General features: G+C 50.5%; 17 protein-coding genes. 4 read left to right on the forward strand and 13 right to left on the reverse strand.

The genetic code is table 11. The annotated features are described in order from the left end of the window. Positions 1–83 precede the first annotated feature (83 nt). Positions 84–446 carry a protein YacL gene (gene yacL, locus PAT9B_RS03575; protein WP_013507892.1) on the forward strand — a complete coding sequence of 121 codons (363 nt, stop codon included), beginning with the start codon at positions 84–86 and terminating at the stop codon, positions 444–446. A gap of 61 nt (positions 447–507) precedes the next feature. Here yacL and PAT9B_RS03580 read toward each other — a convergent pair whose 3' ends face one another. The 9 genes from PAT9B_RS03580 to PAT9B_RS03620 form a co-directional block, all read right to left on the reverse strand. Next, positions 508–1,686 carry an MFS transporter gene (locus tag PAT9B_RS03580; RefSeq protein ID WP_071883895.1) on the reverse strand — a complete coding sequence of 393 codons (1,179 nt, stop codon included), beginning with the start codon at positions 1,684–1,686 and terminating at the stop codon, positions 508–510. Between the two features lie 127 nt (positions 1,687–1,813). Further along, positions 1,814–2,719, reverse strand: a complete 906-nt coding sequence (locus PAT9B_RS03585; RefSeq protein ID WP_013507894.1) for a hypothetical protein — start codon at positions 2,717–2,719, stop codon at positions 1,814–1,816. 16 nt (positions 2,720–2,735) lie between these two features. Then, positions 2,736–4,097: a DUF6002 family protein gene (locus PAT9B_RS03590; protein ID WP_013507895.1), complete on the reverse strand. Its 1,362-nt coding sequence runs from the start codon at positions 4,095–4,097 to the stop codon at positions 2,736–2,738. 533 nt (positions 4,098–4,630) lie between these two features. After that, positions 4,631–5,674 carry a cyclase family protein gene (locus tag PAT9B_RS03595; protein ID WP_013507896.1) on the reverse strand — a complete coding sequence of 348 codons (1,044 nt, stop codon included), beginning with the start codon at positions 5,672–5,674 and terminating at the stop codon, positions 4,631–4,633. Then, positions 5,671–7,002, reverse strand: coding sequence for an MFS transporter (locus PAT9B_RS03600; protein WP_013507897.1), 1,332 nt, complete (start codon positions 7,000–7,002; stop codon positions 5,671–5,673). The genes PAT9B_RS03595 and PAT9B_RS03600 overlap by 4 nt, the downstream gene beginning before the upstream one ends. Before the next feature lie 73 nt (positions 7,003–7,075). Next, positions 7,076–8,395 carry an MFS transporter gene (locus tag PAT9B_RS03605; RefSeq protein WP_013507898.1) on the reverse strand — a complete coding sequence of 440 codons (1,320 nt, stop codon included), beginning with the start codon at positions 8,393–8,395 and terminating at the stop codon, positions 7,076–7,078. Positions 8,396–8,424: 29 nt separating this feature from the next. Then, positions 8,425–9,378 carry a phosphoglycerate dehydrogenase gene (locus PAT9B_RS03610; RefSeq protein WP_013507899.1) on the reverse strand — a complete coding sequence of 318 codons (954 nt, stop codon included), beginning with the start codon at positions 9,376–9,378 and terminating at the stop codon, positions 8,425–8,427. A 60-nt stretch (positions 9,379–9,438) separates the two neighbouring features. After that, the gene (locus PAT9B_RS03615; protein ID WP_013507900.1) at positions 9,439–10,323 is read right to left on the reverse strand and encodes a dihydrodipicolinate synthase family protein; all 885 of its coding nucleotides are present in this window, start codon (positions 10,321–10,323) and stop codon (positions 9,439–9,441) included. A 17-nt stretch (positions 10,324–10,340) separates the two neighbouring features. Beyond that, a complete protein-coding gene (locus PAT9B_RS03620; protein WP_013507901.1) occupies positions 10,341–11,489 on the reverse strand; it encodes an iron-containing alcohol dehydrogenase in 1,149 nt (382 codons plus the stop codon). Between the two features lie 192 nt (positions 11,490–11,681). Between PAT9B_RS03620 and PAT9B_RS03625 the strand changes: the two genes are divergently transcribed. From PAT9B_RS03625 to PAT9B_RS03635, 3 genes are read left to right on the forward strand one after another with little or no spacing between them, the layout of a single operon-like run. Beyond that, positions 11,682–12,953 (forward strand): four-carbon acid sugar kinase family protein, encoded by a 1,272-nt coding sequence (locus PAT9B_RS03625; RefSeq protein ID WP_013507902.1) that lies wholly within the window; start codon positions 11,682–11,684, stop codon positions 12,951–12,953. Beyond that, complete coding sequence (locus PAT9B_RS03630; protein WP_013507903.1) at positions 12,946–13,926, forward strand: D-threonate 4-phosphate dehydrogenase; 981 nt, start codon at positions 12,946–12,948, stop codon at positions 13,924–13,926. Before PAT9B_RS03625 ends, PAT9B_RS03630 begins: the two co-directional genes overlap by 8 nt. Before the next feature lie 6 nt (positions 13,927–13,932). Next, positions 13,933–14,694, forward strand: a complete 762-nt coding sequence (locus PAT9B_RS03635) for a DeoR/GlpR family DNA-binding transcription regulator (RefSeq protein ID WP_013507904.1) — start codon at positions 13,933–13,935, stop codon at positions 14,692–14,694. Between the two features lie 246 nt (positions 14,695–14,940). On the opposite strand, the gene PAT9B_RS03640 is transcribed toward PAT9B_RS03635, so the two are convergent. The 4 genes from PAT9B_RS03640 to PAT9B_RS03655 all read right to left on the reverse strand — a co-directional run bounded on the left by PAT9B_RS03640 (position 14,941) and on the right by PAT9B_RS03655 (position 18,713). Then, positions 14,941–16,257 carry a ferric reductase-like transmembrane domain-containing protein gene (locus tag PAT9B_RS03640; RefSeq protein WP_013507905.1) on the reverse strand — a complete coding sequence of 439 codons (1,317 nt, stop codon included), beginning with the start codon at positions 16,255–16,257 and terminating at the stop codon, positions 14,941–14,943. Between the two features lie 292 nt (positions 16,258–16,549). Next, entirely contained in the window at positions 16,550–17,365 is an 816-nt protein-coding gene (gene speD, locus PAT9B_RS03645) for an adenosylmethionine decarboxylase (protein WP_013507906.1), read from the reverse strand. A gap of 28 nt (positions 17,366–17,393) precedes the next feature. Further along, positions 17,394–18,257: a polyamine aminopropyltransferase gene (speE, locus tag PAT9B_RS03650; protein ID WP_013507907.1), complete on the reverse strand. Its 864-nt coding sequence runs from the start codon at positions 18,255–18,257 to the stop codon at positions 17,394–17,396. A gap of 108 nt (positions 18,258–18,365) precedes the next feature. Next, entirely contained in the window at positions 18,366–18,713 is a 348-nt protein-coding gene (locus tag PAT9B_RS03655) for a YacC family pilotin-like protein (protein ID WP_013507908.1), read from the reverse strand. Between the last annotated feature and the right edge of the window lie 71 nt (positions 18,714–18,784).

Raw genomic sequence — 18,784 nt, forward strand, 5'->3', positions numbered from 1 at the left:
CGATCCCACTTTATTCAGCGTGTTGCGCACAAAATGCTCTCAGGGAGTGCCTCGCGGCGCGCTATCAGTAAGAGGTAAAACTCATGGAATATGAATTTTTGCGCGATCTGACCGGTAAGGTCAAAGTGCGCATGTCGATGGACCACGAAGCCGTGGGACACTGGTTCAACGAAGAGGTGGATGAGAATTTAGCTCTGCTGGATGACGTCGAAGCTGCCGTGCAGCAGGTGAAAGGCACCCATCATCAGTGGCAACGTGTCGGGCATGAATACACGCTATGGCTGGATGAAGAAGAGGTGATGATTCGCGCTAATCAGTTGGCGTTAGAGGATGACGGGCTGGAAGAGGGCATGACCTACTATGACGAAGAGAGCCTGGCGTTTTGCGGCGTAGAGGATTTTCTGGCGGTGATTACCGCGTATCGGCAGTTTCTGGCGGGGAAATGATCGTCCTGATTGCCTTAAATAAATCGCTCTATCCCTAATCTGTCAACAAAAGCCGCCTGAGTCAGGCGGTTTTTCTCTTGATGCACAAAAGTATAAAAAGAAAAGCGTAAACGCAAATAAAAGCCAAACTGGAGTATAGCGGTTTCTGTAAGCTTACTGCCCATGAGGAGAGAAAATAACCAAAGGTTAACCCTACGCCAAAAGTCATTAAATTATATGTTGAGAGAAACTTCAATATTTCATGATGATTGTCTGATTGAGATATCTTCTGCAAAATTATTTGTGGTGTAATTATTTCCCCCAAGGTAAATAGTAAAGTGATTACCAGGATGGATATAGATGAATGACAATATGGACTAGTGATAATGCTTATTAACGATAAAAAGCTACCGAATAAGATTGCGGTTACCGAATTGACTCTCCATCTTCTTATCACATTCAATACTGGAATGGTCAGCGTTATTAGCAAGATGGCATTTACAGAAAACATCAAAGGAAGGAAGGCAGCCTCATGATTATTTTTTTCCACTGAAATCGCCATGAATGCATAAATCTGTGCTTCAAAAACAAAATGTATCAGCGCAATGAGGCAGAGAAAAAATACATCGCGTGGCATACGAAATAAACTTTCCCCTTTAACTCTGGCGGGTTCCACTCCATGTGTTTTTGATGTTAGTAGTAAAATCAGTAGTGCAGAAAGAAAAAACAATATTGCTGAGAAAAATAACAATGCGATTACATTGTATTGATTGAATAAAAAGCTTCCAAGTATAGGACCAAGTGCACCTCCAACACTGGTAGTAACTTTGATATACCCCAGCATACAAGACCGATCTTTTTTAGCCTTGATATCTTTCAGTTGCAGGGTTTTGATTAAATTTGAACTGTAGCTAATCGAAAAGCGAAATATTATGAGGCTTAGGGAAAAAAGAACTAAAGGAATTAATGCTGTTTTGTTAATAATAATAATGCTAAGAATTGAGGGTAATCCGATAAAAAAGGCTGATACAATTTTTTTTCTTAAGTTGCGAGCCGAAAAAAAAGTCGAAAAAAAGTAGGCTAGAATGCTACCACCCATCACTCCTATTCCTGCAGCTGAAGATGCCTGAGCTGATGTCAAAGATATCCAGGCAGCGAGGTCGGTACTGATGTAAGGAAAAAATGAGAACGATGCCAACGAGGAAAATATATTGGCTAGAAGAATAAGATAATCATCACGTGATAATTTTTTATTTTTCAAGTGAGTTTCCCAAAGGGATTGATTTCGAATAGAGAATTCCTGGACAAGTGTAAGGAAGATCTTTTCTTATACTGTGTTTTCCATCATAGAAGTACTGTGCGAATAATGTGCCATCTTCATCAACGTTTTAAAGAGGGTTGTTAATAATGAATTTATAGGCAGAACTGTTTTCATTTGGAACTCTGAGTAGCAATCGGAGTTCTTTAAAGACATTATCAGGAATGCATGCTTCAGTGCCAAATCTTTTTTTATATTGAAAAGTCCCTTTTGTCAGGAATGGTTCGCATCCCTGAAAATCAACAATGTCAATAAACTTTTCATGGCATGACCATTCAAGAATAGAGTGATAGACAAAGTTTTGTGAGCCATCTGCTCTGTATCTATAATCACCGTCTAATACGCCAATTAATCTTGAGTTCATCTTCTTATGCAATGTATCAATTTGGCCGACACTTCCTGCAACCCATTTTCCATTTTTGAATATTCTAAATAATATTCCTTTTTTAAATAGTGTCTCATAAGCATCCTGACGAGGTAAACTCCTGGCTTTTTCTCCATATCTTTTTGTCATTGTTGGCGCATGCATCTTATCGTAGAAATAGAAGAAATCTTCATTGCTATACGAGATGTCATAGGAGAAACCATCTTTATGGGAGCGAATAAACCTTTTTCTTTCTCGTGTTGACATGTTGTCAAGTATCGCATCGAAATTAATATCTGTCTTAACATACTGATGAATGCGTGAAACTCCAATTATATCATGAGCGACTTTTATTTTCTCAATGGTATCAATGTCCATCACGATAACGATTAGGTCGCAAATATATTCTGAAATGACATTTTTTACTTCCCTTGAGTTAAAGCATGAACTGCTTATGATAAGAATTTCAGAATCCTGACCATAAAATTGCTGTTCCACATAAGGAGATATGTAAGTTAAACCTTCTTTAACACCTAAATACAATATTCGGCTTAACCTTCCTTCTTGACAATACCCTTGCGTCAGACGCAGGTGATATTCAGTTTGATCCATTCCTAAAACTCCTCAATCAGATATAGTTCATCATTTGGACTTCATTCATGACCGAAATGTAGTCATCTGGTCCAAGGCTTTCATAATCACATGAGGAGTAATATCCAGTACCATGTATAACAAAATTACTCATATCCTCCCTGATCAGGTTACGATCAATAGCGTTCATAGCGCCTGTCAAGGCCATAATCAGTGACCATTCTTTGACATTTTTAGCGTCAGCTACCAACGAGACACCTGCGTTACACAGCATCTCGCGAATTAATGCATAACGCTCCAGGCATTCCAGAAGCGACACAACAACACCATTTCCACCGTATGTATTAATAATGTCTGTCATTTCATGTACTGTAGCGGGTTTATGACTATAAAATGTTTGCTCTAGAATTTCTTTAATACTTGAGGTACGGAAAGGATAGTTTTTTAAATTACTCTGATGGTAATAACCATCCTTACTTAAAGAGTAAATGTTTTTCGGAGACTCAAATGACCCTGTTAAAAGAAAGTCTACCATGTCGCTTGTTGCAAGGTGTTGTACCAATAAAAACGCTGGCATTTGGGTTTTACAACCTAGGTCATTAAGTCTATCAACGCCCGTTTTATAACCCAAGAATCCATAGGCGCTGGAAACTGAATGTACGTGAACGCATTTATTATTTTCAAGTTCACCAAATTCATAATCATAAAAAGCACGAATTTGGTCAGCAAAGCGATAGTTTTCTAGTTTAAGTGAGTGCCATAGTTTAGTGTGGCTTTTGTTTTTATCATTGAATCTTTCTTTGAATTTATTTCCAATATCTTTTACTTTCTCAGGGCTATCCGTATCGAGTACAAATGCTGGATTGAGGTTTTTCAGATATTTATCTGAAGATAACTCTGAAACTCTCAGTTTTTCTTTTGTATCTTTAGGTGTCAGAGTAATTATTCTTAATTCTTCTGGTGAGACTAAATCGCACTTAATTGCTCTTAAAACGGCATCCCTTAATGCAATTGCCTTATTTCCCGATGATGGAGAAAAAACAATAATTTTCTCATGTTTCTCTCTTATGTGGCTGACTGCTCTGGCGATCAGTAGCGTAGCTGCAAATGTTTTTACCGTGTTGGTTTCGGGGTTTTTCATTAAATTAAATAAACTAATTTCTCTTCCTTTGTACTTTCCAATGCTGACTATGGAGGCCTTTGTTGGTTCAAGAAAAGATATTAATTTCTCATCCAGTGCAGGGATTTTAAAATCAGGGTCAAATGTGTTAGGATAACCTGAAAAACCATTCTTAATAGTCGATGAAAATAACTCTTCTGAGCTTAATAGTAGATTGTAGTATCGCTCTACAAGATTATCAGAATTGATCAGTGCTTCTGTGAATTTTATTGATTTCATTAAACATCCTTGTTCTGACAGAACTATGGTTATTTTTAGGTTGCGATTTGGTTATTACCGATGAATTGTATTATTAACGTTTTTCTTAATTGAAAGTCAATAGGGTTGAGTTTAATTTTTCTATACCAAAGTATAGTTTTGATTTTTTTGAAAATAAATCAGAAGGATAGGGGTGTTGTTGTAAGTGAATGGAGTGAGCAGTTAACGACAATCTATGTGTTTAAATACCCATAATGGGTTAATCTATATTGAGTGGGAATGGTATGGTTGAAAATAATAAGGTTGTGAATTTATTTTGTGCGAATTATGAGGTGGCTATTAATGATTCAGTGTGAGAGTCGTGAGGAGAAGAATGCTGGATGACTTAGATAAAATATAAAGAATGATGTTGTCCCGCATGAGAGCGTTAGCGAATGTATTTTTCCGGAAAATGAATTTTCGCGACTTTTCAATTCAAGGCAGTTGTAAATAAAGCGATAGCCGGTGGTAAAGAATCCGGTAGTGTCCCAGACTCATTACCAGATATTATTTTATTAAACCGTCGCAACCGGCGTAGCAGGCGATCCCACTGCGCCCGGCAGCCGCAGCGGCGGTGCGGTCAGCAGAAATGCATGGCGCTGATGGTGCGCCAGCCAATCTGCCAGCGGACTCAGCAACCACAGCTCACCGAGATACACCCCCAGCCGGAACAGGCAGAGATCATGCAGCGGGTGCGACGGATAAAAATCATCGTTCAACGGTCGTGCCGGTAGTATCTCCACTGCCGGATTGTCGGCAATCAGCGCCACAACTCCGCTTTCTACAATCCACTGCCGCAATTGCGCATCGCTGCCGTCCAACCCGGCAAAGTGGCTGTTAAGGAAAGTCATATCCGGCTCGCCTTGCATGGCCAGAATGGCTTCATCCATGCCGGTACGGAAACACACCAGGTCACCCGGGCGCACTTCAATGCCGTCAGCCTGTAAAATCTGTTGCAGATGCGTATAGCCAAAAGCAAAACGCTCGCTGCCAAAGTGGCGTTTGATATCGATCATCACCGCCCGTCCCTGGATGCCGTGTTGCGCCATATGTTCGATACCCAGCACTTTTGCCCCCAGATGGCTACCGTGGTGGCAGCCACAGCCGGCGCGATAGTCAGTTTCACCGACAATATCGACATTCGCCTTGTAGCCGTTGTAGAACACCATTTCCGGCTCGCCATTGGCGTTGACATCAAACCATTGGCCCATATGTGCGAGGCTGTCCCACTGGGTGGAGTATTGCAGTGCCAGCGTCACGGTGTCGTCACAAATCACGTCACTCAACTGGGGATTATCACGCGACAGCGGATAGGTCATATTGGCGTGCTCGCCGCGCCGTGTGGCATTGAGCTGCGGTGGTGGACGACGCGGATTCATTGCCGTGCCGCCCGGTAAATCGAGCGGCAAACTCAGGCAGAAGGTCTCGCCGGTCTGCACTTCTGCCACGCCCTCCCGTACTTTTTGCGGCGTCAGCAGATTGAGACGACCTAACTGGTCATCGGCACCGAAATCGCCCCAAGTGGAGTGTGACGGGCGTTGTTTCCAGCGACTATTCATACTTCTCTCCTCAATGCGCCATCCAGCGCCCGGTTGTCGGCCACGCCCATCGGTTGCACGCGCGGCAGCCAGAAGGCATACACCAGCGCACCGACCACGCCGATGACACCGGCGATCTCCAGCGGAATCACGAACGAATGGGTGAACTGCATGATCACGCCAATTAGAATCGGCGAAATGATGCCCGCGAGATTGGCCGCCATATTCTGAATACCACCAATGGTGGCGACGTTAGCACGGTTGGGGGCGACGTCTGACGGCAGCGCCCACAGGGCGGCCGAAGCGAAGGTTGCGGCAAAGTTAGCGAAGCACAGCGCAGACAGCGCCAGCCCTACCGTGGGGGAAAACGCTGCCAGGCCGATGGTGGCGCTGCCCAGCATCCCGCCGACCAGCGGGATTTTGCGCGCCACGCTGAGCGAATAACCGCGACGCACCAGCGAGTCAGACAGCAACCCGCCGCACCAGCCGCCGACAATCGCCGCGATGCCTGGCAGCATTCCCAGCAGGCCAAACTTCATCAGTGACAAATGGAACGTCTCCACCAGATAGGTCGGGAACCAGGTGAAGAAGAAATAGGACACGAAGTTGATACAGAAGAAGCCCGCCATCATCGCCTGCACGGTACGCTGCGCCAGCAACTGACGCACGCTCATCGGTTCGCCGTTTTGCGGGTCTTGGTTGGCCTCAATAAACGCCACTTCTTCGGCGGAGACGGTTTTGTGCTCGCGCGGGTCGCGATACCACAGATACCATGCCAGCGCCCAAACCACGGCCACCAAACCGGAGATGACAAAGGTCATACGCCAGCCAACCAGCGCAATCAAAAACGAGATAATCGGAATCGCCAGGGTGCCACCAATTTTGCTGCCGTTGTTAAAGGTGGCGGCGGCGAAGCTGCGTTCCTGGCGTGGGAACCAGCGTGTCACGGTCGACGAACTGGCGGGATAACTGGGGGCTTCGAACGCACCGAGGACAAAACGGAAACCCACCAGCGCGGCAATGCTGCTGGCGAGGCCACAGGCTGCGGTTGCCAGCCCCCAGCCGAGACTGCTGAGGGCAAAGGTGATACGTGGACCGAGTTTATCCACCAGCCAGCCGCCCGGCAGCTGGAACAGGACATAGCTCCAGAAGAAAGCAGAGAGCAGTAACCCGCTGTCGGTGGGCGAGAAGTGTAACTCCTGGCTCATAAACGGGATGGCGACACTCATCGCGGCGCGGTCGATATAGTTGATGGCGATGCCGACAGACAGCACCGTCAGAATGATGAAACGAAATTTCCCTTTTCTTGCCGAAACAGCAGCAGATGCTCCATTGGAATTCAGCGACATCATCGCCTCCAATTGTTTTTTATAGTGAGTTGTAGGGAACGCCGCATCAGGACGATGCGGCGGGTCAGGGCGCTTACGCGCCGCTGGTCAGGGTCTGTGAATGATGAACCTGTTCCTCATCCACGATCGGTTCAACTTTGCCCATCAGGAACAGGTAGTTAAGGATACCAATCACCACCAGCACGGCGGAGAACACCAGCGCCCAGGTGAAGTGGCCAGTGGCACCCACGATTGCGCCGGTGATGATCGGACCCACCGCGCCGCCCATATTGGAGACGGTGTTCTGCAAACCGGCGACAATCGACACGCTGTTTTTCGGTGCCACATCGCCTGGCAACGCCCAGACCTGAGAGGCTGCCACGGTAGTACCCGATTTGGCGATGCACAGCAGCAACACGGTCATAAACACTGAATCGGTGAACGGTGCGAAACCGATGCACAGCGCCATGACCAGGCCAATGGTCAGGAACAGTTTGCGCGTGGCGGTCAGTGACAGCACTTTATTGTGCACCATCCGGTCGGATGCCCAACCTGCCAGCACTTCAATCACCATGCCGCAAATCAGTGGCAGGGCCGCTACCATCCCCATCTTGAGGAAATCCATCCCTTTATCTTTCACCAGGTAGGTCGGCAGCCAGGTGATAAAGAAATAGGAGGTGTAGTTGATGGTGAAGAAGCCAATGCACATTGCCCAGATATTGCGATAGCGCAGCAGCTTGTACCACTTCATCGGCAGCACGCTTTTATCGCCGTGCTTGTTTGCCTGACCATTACGGATCAGATGCACTTCATCACGGCTGATCGATTTATGGTCTTCCGGGTTCTCGGCGTAGATAAAGTACCAGGCAATCACCCAGAACAGGCCGATGGCACCGATGGCGAGGAAGGTGATACGCCAGTCAAACATGGCGATCATCCATACAATCAGCGGCATAGCGATGGCACCGCCAAATTTGGAGGCGCTGTCAAACAGGCCAGAGACGGTGGCACGCTCGCGGTCCGGGAACCAGCGGGCAGCGATGCCAGCGTTGCTCGGGTAAGCCGCCGCTTCACCGACCCCCAGCGCCAGGCGTAGCGCCAGCAGTGATTTAAAGCCAGTCGCCAGGCCCATCGCCATCGTGGCGATTGACCACCAGCCAACGGCAATGCCCAGCCCTTTTTTCTGACCGAAACGGTCAGCAAACCAGCCAGCCGGAATTTGCAGCAGCGCGTAGGACCAGAAAAACGCGGCCATGATCACGCCCATCATCTCCGGATTGATGGCCAGTTCTTTAATCAGATGCGGGGCAGCAGCAGAGAGTACAGTACGGTCAATATAGTTAATGGCAACCGCCAGCCACATCAGGCCTGCGATCCACCAGCGAATACGGGTCGAGCGTGAGGGTGTATTCATAATAATCACTCGATTCAGGGGGGCGGCCCTCAGGCCAGCCCGTTCATCACGTTAACCGGGCGTTCGCCCTGTTGAATGCACTGCACAATTTGCGTGACACAGCGTTCGCCGATGGCGCTGATCGCCCCATCGGTGTAGCCCGCAATGTGTGAGGTCGGAATAAAGTTGCCCAGGGTGAACAGCGGATGTTCAGCCAGTGGCTCCTGCTCAAACACATCCGCCGCGGCACCGGCGATCACGTTATCCTGCAATGCCTGGAACAGATCCTGTTCGTTCACCACGCCGCCGCGTGACACGTTGATCAGGAACGCGCTTTTCTTCATACGTTTGATGCGGGCCGCATCAAACAGGTTGCGCGTTTCATTGGTCAGCGGGGTATGCAGGGTGATGAAGTCGCTCGCTGCGGTCAGTTGATCCATGCTGACGAATTCGATGCCGTGTTCTGCCGCGAATTTTTCGTCCGGGTAGAAATCAAAGGCGATAACACGCATGTTGAAGCCTTTCGCGCGCAGCGCGACCTGCTTACCGATGTTGCCCAGTCCCACGATACCCAGCGTTTTGCCGTACACGTCGGTGGCAAAAATTCGCGGCCAGTGACCGGCACGGGTTTCCACCGCGGCCTGGGTCAGCTGGCGAGCGCTGTTGAGGATCAAGGCAAAAGCGAAGTCGGCCACGGCATGTTTGTTGGCATCTGGCACGTTGGTGACATAGATGCCGCGTGCGCGGGTGGCGTCCAGATTGATGTTATCGACGCCAACGCCGTGCTTGCAGACAATCTTCAACTGCGGCGCTTTGCTCAGCAGCTCTTCATTAACGTCGGTAAAGGCAACAATCATCGCTACGGTGTCGGCCAGATGTGGCTCCAGTGCGCTCAGTGGCGCATCGGCAGGCAGGGTGATCAGTTCAAAACCCTGCTGTTGCAGCGTGGTGATTGGCGTTGCGTCATATTTGGCGAATGACGGTGAGGTACAGATGACTTTCATAACGCTTCCCGGTGTAAAAAGTGGAACAGGCAAGGGCAGCACGTGCTGCCCTGACGGCCATTACTGCAAATACTGGTTCACGATCTGGCGGATCTTCTGCTCTTCCTCGGCCGTGAAACGCACCGCATAGCGGCTGTCGCCGACGTTATAACCGAGCAGAGAAACCGCCTTCTTCACCGCTGCCGGTGAGAAGCCGACGCTGTAAAGGTCGGTACGCAATCCGGTGACGTTCTCCTGAGCCAGACGCGAACCTTCGATATCACCAGCGTGGAAGCGTGCCCAGATCGCGTTGATCTCTTTCGGTGCCACGTTGGCAAGGCCGGAGATGCAGGCAGAACAGCCATCAACGAAGCCCTGATGGATCAGCGAATCCGGGCCGTTCAGTACGTCAAAATTATCGCTACCTGCCGCAGCTTGCAGGAAGCCGCTCAGGCTCTCGTAGCTGCCTGCGCTGTCTTTGATCCCGATGATGTTGGGATGTGACGCCAGCTGGCGCACGGTGTCCGGCTGTAAGGTGTTGCCGGTACGGGCCGGAATGTTGTAGAGGAACAGCGGCACGTTCAGCGCATCTGCCACCGTCTGATAGTGATAAATCAGCTCATCCTGTTTCAACGGCACGAAGTACGGGGTGATCACTGATACCGCATCAACGCCGAGCTTCTCAATCTGCTTGCCGAGACGGATGGTTTCACGGGTGGAGATCTCGCCAATATGCGCCACCACGGGTGCGCTGCCGTTCACTTCATCAACGCAGGTCTCGGTAACGGCCAGTTTCTCCTGCTCATTTAGCACGAAGAATTCGCCGTTGGTGCCGCCGCAGAAAATACCGTTCCCGGCGCTCAGTTGACGCTTAACCTGCTCACGTTGGGTGGCAGGATTAAAGGCACCGTCGCGATCGAAGGTGGTGACAATGGCGGTCAGTACGCCCTGAATTTTGTTGCTCATGATTTCCTCGATAGTCCTTAGTGATTCAATGCCGGAAACAGCGTCAGGTAGACGTTTCGCACGTCATCGGCGCTCACTTTCATCGGTACATTCTTCATCAGGCGTTGCACGTCGAGCGCGGCTTCTACCAGATAGGGCAGGTGATCCGGGCCGATACCCAGCTCTTCCAGGCTGGCAGGCAGTTTCAGGCGCAGCACCAGCGCGGCGAAGTACTCGACCAGCGCATGTGATTTCGCTTCTTCATCCAGCGTCAGGTCGGCATCAGGCAGCAGGTCGTAAGCCTGAGCAAATTTGCTCACCGCGGCCGGACGTACAAAGCGCATGCACGGTGCCAGCAGGATGGCGTTAGCGACGCCGTGTGGAATGTGGTATTTGCCGCCCAGCGGGTAAGACATCGCGTGCACCAGGTGCGTACCGGCATGGGCAATTGAGGCACCGCCGTAATATGACGCCCACAGCATATTTAGACGCGCTTCGAGGTTACCCGGCTCGGCAACAGCAGTTTCCAGGCTGGCAAACAGCTTTTTCATGCCGATCATCGCGTAGTTATCACTCACCGGGTTGGCAACCGTGGCGGTGAAGCACTCAATCAGGTGGCACAACGCATCAATCCCGGTGGAGGAAGCGATGTGCGGCGGCATGCTGGTGGTCAGCTCCGGCACCAGTGCGACATAATCCGGCAGCATCACCGGGGTAATAATGCCGACCTTGGTCTCTTTCTCCGGGATCGCCAAAATGGCGTTCGGCGTGGCTTCTGAACCAGTACCCGCCGTGGTAGGGATCAGCAGCGAAGTGGTGCGGGTCAGCGGTTTTTCCCCGGCCAGTAAGGCATCAAGGGTGGGCGCGCCTTTCACGCACAGAATAGAGAGCAGTTTGGCAACGTCCAGTACGCTACCGCCGCCTACGCCGATCACCAGATCGACATCGGTAGTTGGCAATGCTGCCACAATCGCCGCCACATCATGCTGGCTGGGTTCTGGCGGCACGCTGTTCACCACACTGAGGCTGGCAATCTGCTGCTGCAACTGGGCGATCAACGTCTGTACTGCCGGAATGCCCTCTATATTCTTATCAGTGACCAGCAGCGCTTTCTGCTTACCTTTCAGCAGGTAGCTGAGGTCATTGAGTGCCTGATAGCCGCTAATCACGGTGCTGTTGATATTCATTTCGTACCCTTTTCCCGGTGTTTTCACGCTGATTGATTGGTTTTGCTCATCAGTCTGCGATGTCTGTCACTAACTGTGCCTGAATTTATAGGGCATATTGATTTCAATTAATTTGATCTTGCTCACATATAATCAATCATGATTGAATATAATCAATCTCAACACGGCAAGCTGCCCGTTACAGGAGAGAGGATGCGTTCACAACCTTGGAAAACACCGGTTCTGGTGATTGCCGATGATTTTACTGGTGCTAACGATGCCGGAAGCGGGCTGGCCAGGGCAGGTGCGCGCGTACACGTGCTGTTTAACAGCGATACGCCACACGATGCCAATGCTGCCGATGTGCTGGTGATTAGCACGGATAGCCGGGCGGTGAGTGCAACCGAGGCCGCACAACGTACTGAACGTGCGGTCCGGCAGCATCAGGCGGTTGCGCAGGATGGTTGGTTGTTTAAGAAAATCGACTCCACCTTACGTGGCAACCCCGGCGCGGAGATTGCCGCAGCCATGGCGGCCAGTGGCAAAACACTGGCGCTGGTGGTGCCTGCGGTGCCAAAGCTGGGGCGCACCACGCGCAAGGGAGAGGTGTGGATTCAGCAACAACGCCTCACTGACACCGAGTTTGCCAGCGATCCGAAAACGCCCGTCACCAGCAGCAACGTGTTGACGCGTCTACAGATGCAAAGCGATTTACCGGGTGAGGTGATCGATCTCGACACGCTGCGCAGCGGCCAACTGGCGCAGGTGCTGGCCGGGAAGCAAGGGCTGGTGGTGATTGATATTGAGCAGGATGCTGACCTGAGCTTATTAATGCAGGCCGCTGCGGCGCTGCCAACGCGGCCACTGCTGGCCGGGGCATCCGGCCTGGGCGATGCGTTGGGCGAGCATCTGGCTGGCCGATCGGCGCGACCGGTGCTGGCCGTGGTGGGGTCGATGAGCGCCATTGCCCAACAGCAAATTGAGCGTCTCAATAGCCAGCGCGCCATTCGCATTATCGATATTGATATCCGCCAGTTGTTTGCCCAACCGGCATGGCCACAGGCCAGCGCATGGCAGCAGGCGATGCAGCAGGCATTGCGTGCCGGTGAACACTGCGTAGTGCGCACCACGCAACATGCCGCACAGCGTCATGAGATTGACAGTCTGTGCCAGCAGCAACAGGTTTCCCGTCAGGAGCTGGGCGAGCGTATCTGCCAGTTTCTGGCGCAACTGACCGAAGCGGTGTGCCGTAACGTTCCGCCTGCCGGATTGTATCTCTCCGGCGGAGATGTGGCGATTGCCGTGGCACAGGCGCTGGGAGCCAACGGTTTTCAGATTCAGGGTCTGGTGGCGGGCTGTGTACCGCACGGGGTTCTGCTTAATAGTGATTTACACCTGCCGGTGATGACCAAAGCGGGTGGCTTTGGCGACGAAAACACCCTGGTAGAAGCCATTCGTTTTATTGAGGAGATGTCGAGTGAATAAAATTATTGCGGTTACCATGGGCGATCCGGCGGGCATCAGCCCGGAGATCATCATTAAAGCGTTGGCGGAAGGCGAACTGGCCGGTGTGCCAGCGGTGGTGGTAGGTTGCGCCGCGACGCTGCGTCGGGTGATGGGGTTGAACATTACGCCGCAGGCTGAGCTGCGCGTGCTGGACCAGGTAAAAGACGCGCATTTTGCGCCGGGTATCATCAACGTGATTGATGAGCCGCTGGCGAACCCGGAAGCCTTGCAACCGGGCGTGGTGCAGAAGGAAGCGGGCGATCTGGCGTGGCGCTGCGTGAAACGTGCGACCGAGTTGGCACTGGCAGGGGAAGTGCAGGCGATTGCCACTGCGCCTCTGAACAAAGAAGCACTGCACTCGGCGGGTCATATCTATCCAGGACACACCGAACTGCTGGCGCAACTGACCAACACCAAAGATTACGCGATGGTGCTGTACACCGATCATCTGAAGGTAATCCACGTGACGACCCATATCGCGCTGCGTAAATTCCTCGACACCCTAAACCGCCCGCGTATTGAGACGGTGATTGGGATGGCGGATACCTTCCTGCGTCGTGTCGGGTTCGACAAGCCACGTATTGCGGTCGCCGGGGTTAACCCCCATGCCGGAGAGAACGGGTTGTTTGGCGATGAAGAGATCACCACCGTGGCACCTGCCATCAGGGCGATGAAGGAAAAAGGCATTGATGTTTATGGCCCGTGCCCGCCAGATACCGTGTTCCTGCAATGCCAGCAAGGTCAGTATGATATGGTGGTGGCGATGTACCACGATCAGGGGCATATCCCACTGAAATTACTTGGTTTTTACGATGGTGTTAATATCACGGCAGGTTTACCGTTTATCCGTACTTCTGCGGACCACGGCACCGCCTTTGATATCGCCTGGACAGGTAAGGCGAACTCTGCGAGCATGGCGATCTCCATCAAACTCGCGATGCAACTTGCATAGGGAAATATGAAGGGACAAAGTCGCCTCGACCAGATTATGGACTATCTGAAAAGCCATAATCTGGTTACTGTTGAACAGCTGGTGAGTGCCATTTCAGCCTCACCGGCCACGATTCGCCGTGATCTGATCAAGCTGGATAAAGAAGGTGTGATTAGCCGCAGCCACGGCGGCGTTACCTTGAATCGCTTTATCCCTGCCCAGCCGACCACGCTGGAAAAAATGCAGCGTAACTTGGCGGAAAAGCAGGCGATTGCCCATTTTGCCGCCGGTTTTGTGCAGTCCGGGGATGCAGTGGTGCTGGATGCTGGCACCACGATGCTGGAACTGGCGCGTCAGTTAACCCATTTGCAGTTGCGGGTGATTACCGCCGACCTGCATATCGCGCTGTTTTTGTCTGAATTCAAACAGATTGAGGTCACCATCATTGGTGGGCGCATCGATGATTCCAGCCAATCCTGCATTGGTGAACATGGCCGCCGTCTGTTGCGCAGTATCAACCCGGATGTCGCTTTTGTCAGTTGTAACTCGTGGAGCATTGAGCGCGGTATTACCACGCCAACGGAAGAGAAAGCCGGTCTGAAGATGGATTTGCTGGCGAATGCGCGTCGTCGGATTCTGCTGGCTGACAGCAGCAAATACGGTTCCTGGTCGTTGTTCTGCGCCGCACCGATTGACAGTCTGACCGATATCGTTACCGATGCGCGGCTGGATGATGAGGTATGTCGTCACTTGCGCGAGCGCGGTATTGCGCTGCAACTGACGGAATAAAGTGATTTACTCACTCTGCCGTGGCTCAAGAGTTCAGGCGCGCATGCGCCGAACTCGTTATTGAGCACGCTGACGCCAAGACATAGGCTATTTTCTGAATACCGTACTGACGATAAATTGCGATATTTTTAGCGGAATGATCAAAAATAGACTCTGCTATATGCAAAAAATATTATCATCGCCAGTATTATCACGGCCGTGATGAAAACCAGAAGATCGGCAAATAATTTACGCATTTTCGCCTCTTTATACAAAATGATAGCGTTCTGAGTGGTATTTCGTTAACGGGACGTGCAGGGCTGCCAGCGTTTTTTCAATTTCATCCATCATTCTGTTCGGGCCGCAGATGAAATATTCATGTTGTTCATAGGGCGCTGGGATATAACGTTGTATCAGTTCACTGTTAATGAAACCCGTTTCTCCCGTCCATTCTTTCGGGGGCTGTTCAAGAACATGTATGACCTGTAAATTAATCCTGTCTGACAATGTTTCCAGTTCTTCTCTGAAGGTAATGCCATCCCAGTTTTTATTACCATATATCAGTATTATTGGACGTTTATCACCGTGATCGGCAAACGTTCGGATGATACTCATCATCGGGGTAATACCAATCCCTCCGGCAATTAACACATGCATGTCCGCCGGATTACCTACAGTGAATGCGCCATAGGGGCCATCAATATAAACCCGCTTACCCGCAGTCACATTTCTGATCTTTCGGGTGTAATCGCCAGCATCTTGTATGGTCATTTCAATCGTCTCTTTCGCCATTTCCGCACTGGATGAAAAAGAGAAAGGATGAGACGTCAATTTGAAAGGACTTCCCCAGACGTTCAGCCAGCCAAACTGACCAGGGGCAAAAGGAAAACCTGCATGACCAATAGGTTGCATCACCAACGTGGTGCTGCCTCCCCGTTCATTGCGCGTTGCGATGACCTGGTAGGGTTTTCGCAACATCAGAAAAGGCCGGACGATGCGGGTATAAATCAGCAGGCAGCACCAGAGTATGGCTAATCCTGTCCACAAGGCGCGTTTTAAGGGCGCATCTAAATAGAACCCCCAGGCAAATGTATGAAGTAGACCGGCACCAATCACCAGAACTGCCAGAATAATATGAGTATAATGCCAAACCTCGTAGCTAATTTTGAGTTTCACACGCCACAGTGCCATCACCATTAAGGCAATAAGCGAATAGGTAGATATTGCCGCGAAGCGTGCCCGCCACGGGGCCTCAATAAAATTAAGCAGCGCCAGTCTTTCCGGTCGTAAAATAAAAAGGATGACAGGATGGGCAATAATCAGGGCCAGGGCTATAAAAGATATTTGTTTGTGAAAATGATAAATAATATCTTCCCCCCACGGACGTGTCACGGCACGAAAGCGAGCAGTAAGACCCACCTGTAATCCAAGAATGGCCAGACCAGCATAACCTGCCGCAGCGGAAAACTCTGTCCAGAAATCCCTGGAGGGTGGGAGTGGACCGATCAGAAGAACAAATAATGGGCCTGCAGTGAAAAATAGATAGAACAATACCCAGAGGGTATTTCGTGTGAAAGTGTTCATGTCCACAACCCCGTTCAGAGTTATTACGGATTATATATCATTAATTCTGCCATCAGCCTTATGTTGGTTAAATAATGGTCAATCCATGGTACATACGAAGCGTAGACGAACATCTATGTTTATACAAAATGATAACGGATAGTACCCGGGCGTGTGTTTCTTTATCGGGAGTATTCACGGGTATCTGAATAATGAATTTATTGATAAATTTTCGCGGCATCAAAGTATTGGCGGGCTGCTGCCCGCCAATAAAGAAGGCAAAGATATGACTGGACCACTTCGGTGAAAGGCGTCAGAACGCGCCTGGCTTCAGGCCCACCGACGGAATATTGCGGCCGTAATAAATCTCCCGCATCTCTTGCCACAGTAAGTCGGTAATGCGCTGGTGCTCTTCCGGGCTAAGATCTTCAGGTTTGGTGTTGAACAGGTAATGCTTCAGGTCAAACTCTTTCAGTAACATCTTGGTGTGAAAGATGTTTTCCTGATATACGTTCACATCAAGCATGTCATACATCGACTTCATATCTTCCGACATAAAGTTTTGGATCGAGTTGATCGCGTGGTCGATGAAGTGTTTCACGCCATTCACGTCCCGGGTAAAGCCGCGCACGCGATAATCAATGGTGACGATGTCAGATTCCAACTGGTGAATCAGGTAATTCAACGCTTTCAGCGGTGAAATTACGCCGCAGGTCGAGACTTCGATATCAGCGCGGAAGGTGCATAAACCGCCTTCCGGGTGGCTCTCCGGATAGGTATGCACACAAATGTGGCTCTTATCGAGGTGCGCCACCACGGAGTTAGGCAGCGGGCCGGGATGTTCTGAGTTATCGATGTCTTTCGGATCGATCGGCTCTTCGCTGACCAGAATGGTCACGCTCGCTCCCTGCGGTTCATAGTCCTGGCGTGCAATATTCAGCACGTTGGCCCCGATGATCGAGCAGGTTTCCGTCAGAATTTCCGTCAGACGGTTGGCGTTGTATTGCTCATCAATATAGGCGATGTAACCATCACGCTCGGCTTCAGTATTCGCATAGCAAATATCGTAAATACAAAAACTCAGGCTCTTTGTCAGGTTATTGAAGCCATGTAGTTTTAGCTTTTGCAATTTCGTTCACCCCCTTATAAATATCCGGTCAGCGCGCGTCTGGCAGGGCATTCAGCAGATATTGCGGCAGGGCAAAGCTGCCAGTGTGGATTGCCGGATTGTAGTAACGGCAGTTCAGGCCAGCCGCCGCAAAACGCGACTGCAAGGTGGCGCTATCAAGTTGACGTAACGCCGGATTGTCGCTGGCCCAGGCAAAGGTCATGATGCCGCCGTAATAGGTCGGAATCGCTGCCTGATAGAAGCTGACATCGGAAAAGTAGTGGCTGAGCTTGCGATGGCTGTTAACCGCCTCGTCCTGCTGTAAAAAGCACACGCCGTTCTGCGCGACAAAAATGCCGCCCGGGTTGAGCGCGTTTTTGCAACCGGCGTAGAATTCTGAGGTGAACAGACTCTCTCCCGGACCGATCGGGTCGGTACAGTCAGAGATGATCACATCGAATTTCTCCTGCGTCTGGTTGACGAAGTTGACACCATCATCAATCACCAACTGCAAACGTGCATCGTCATAGGCACCGGCGCTGTGGTTCGGCAGATACTGTTGGCAGAAGCTCACCACCCCGGCATCGATCTCCACCATGGTGATCTGTTCGAGACGGGTATGACGTGACACCTCGCGCAACATGGCACCATCACCGCCGCCAATGATCAGCACGCGTTTCGCAGCCCCGTGCGCCAGGATCGGTACATGGGTCATCATTTCATGATAGATAAATTCATCGCGCTCGGTGGTTTGTACCACGCCGTCCAGCGCCATAACGCGACCGAAAGCCGCATTTTCAAAGATGACTAAGTCCTGGTGTGCAGTCTTCTCGCGGTAGAGTTCCTTTTCCACCGTGAAATACTGTCCGAAACCGGCATGAAGGGTTTCATACCACATTTCATTTTGGGCCATGATAGAGGCTCTCCTGTGATGACATCGCCATGAAAATGGGCGGCAAATCATAGCGAATTATGACCGTGGTTGCACGGTCAAATGTTCAGCAGGTGAGCGGGCGGCGGGTTATTTCACGTAGGCGAGCAGGCTTAACGAGTCGCGCGCCAGTGACTTACATTTCTTGTCATTGGTGATGGCGATGCCGCTCAGATCTTTGTAACTGTCTTCGCCGAGCGCTTTCATGTTGAAGGTGCTGTAGTTGCTCAAATCCCAGCGGTTTTGCTGGGCGAAGAACACCAGCGCTTTGCGAATCTGTGCATCAGGTAAGTCCTGATAGCCGCAATCATTCTTCAGATAAACAAAAACGGCGGTGAGATCAGCCAGATCTTCCGCTTCGGATTCGCTCAGGGCAAAGCTGGTGGAGGAGAAGCCAAGGAGTCCCGCCAGCAGCAGGATCTTGATGCTTTTCGTCATAATCATTCTCAACAAGGGACAATAAACTGACGTTAGCACAGATATTGGCAGGATTCCGATAAATTTGCCGC

The organism is Pantoea sp. At-9b, assembly GCF_000175935.2.
Lineage (GTDB): Bacteria > Pseudomonadota > Gammaproteobacteria > Enterobacterales > Enterobacteriaceae > Pantoea.

What these genes read in the sequence shown, in the direction of transcription:
- speE (WP_013507907.1), bottom strand. Translation starts at nt 18,257, where the DNA reads ATGGCCCAAAATGAAATGTGGTATGAAACCCTTCATGCCGGTTTCGGA.
- PAT9B_RS03655 (WP_013507908.1), bottom strand. Translation starts at nt 18,713, where the DNA reads ATGACGAAAAGCATCAAGATCCTGCTGCTGGCGGGACTCCTTGGCTTC.
- PAT9B_RS03625 (WP_013507902.1), top strand. Translation starts at nt 11,682, where the DNA reads ATGCGTTCACAACCTTGGAAAACACCGGTTCTGGTGATTGCCGATGAT.
- PAT9B_RS03640 (WP_013507905.1), bottom strand. Translation starts at nt 16,257, where the DNA reads ATGAACACTTTCACACGAAATACCCTCTGGGTATTGTTCTATCTATTT.
- yacL (WP_013507892.1), top strand. Translation starts at nt 84, where the DNA reads ATGGAATATGAATTTTTGCGCGATCTGACCGGTAAGGTCAAAGTGCGC.
- PAT9B_RS03615 (WP_013507900.1), bottom strand. Translation starts at nt 10,323, where the DNA reads ATGAGCAACAAAATTCAGGGCGTACTGACCGCCATTGTCACCACCTTC.
- PAT9B_RS03600 (WP_013507897.1), bottom strand. Translation starts at nt 7,002, where the DNA reads ATGTCGCTGAATTCCAATGGAGCATCTGCTGCTGTTTCGGCAAGAAAA.
- PAT9B_RS03590 (WP_013507895.1), bottom strand. Translation starts at nt 4,097, where the DNA reads ATGAAATCAATAAAATTCACAGAAGCACTGATCAATTCTGATAATCTT.
- PAT9B_RS03620 (WP_013507901.1), bottom strand. Translation starts at nt 11,489, where the DNA reads ATGAATATCAACAGCACCGTGATTAGCGGCTATCAGGCACTCAATGAC.
- PAT9B_RS03585 (WP_013507894.1), bottom strand. Translation starts at nt 2,719, where the DNA reads ATGGATCAAACTGAATATCACCTGCGTCTGACGCAAGGGTATTGTCAA.
- PAT9B_RS03635 (WP_013507904.1), top strand. Translation starts at nt 13,933, where the DNA reads ATGAAGGGACAAAGTCGCCTCGACCAGATTATGGACTATCTGAAAAGC.
- PAT9B_RS03595 (WP_013507896.1), bottom strand. Translation starts at nt 5,674, where the DNA reads ATGAATAGTCGCTGGAAACAACGCCCGTCACACTCCACTTGGGGCGAT.
- PAT9B_RS03605 (WP_013507898.1), bottom strand. Translation starts at nt 8,395, where the DNA reads ATGAATACACCCTCACGCTCGACCCGTATTCGCTGGTGGATCGCAGGC.
- PAT9B_RS03610 (WP_013507899.1), bottom strand. Translation starts at nt 9,378, where the DNA reads ATGAAAGTCATCTGTACCTCACCGTCATTCGCCAAATATGACGCAACG.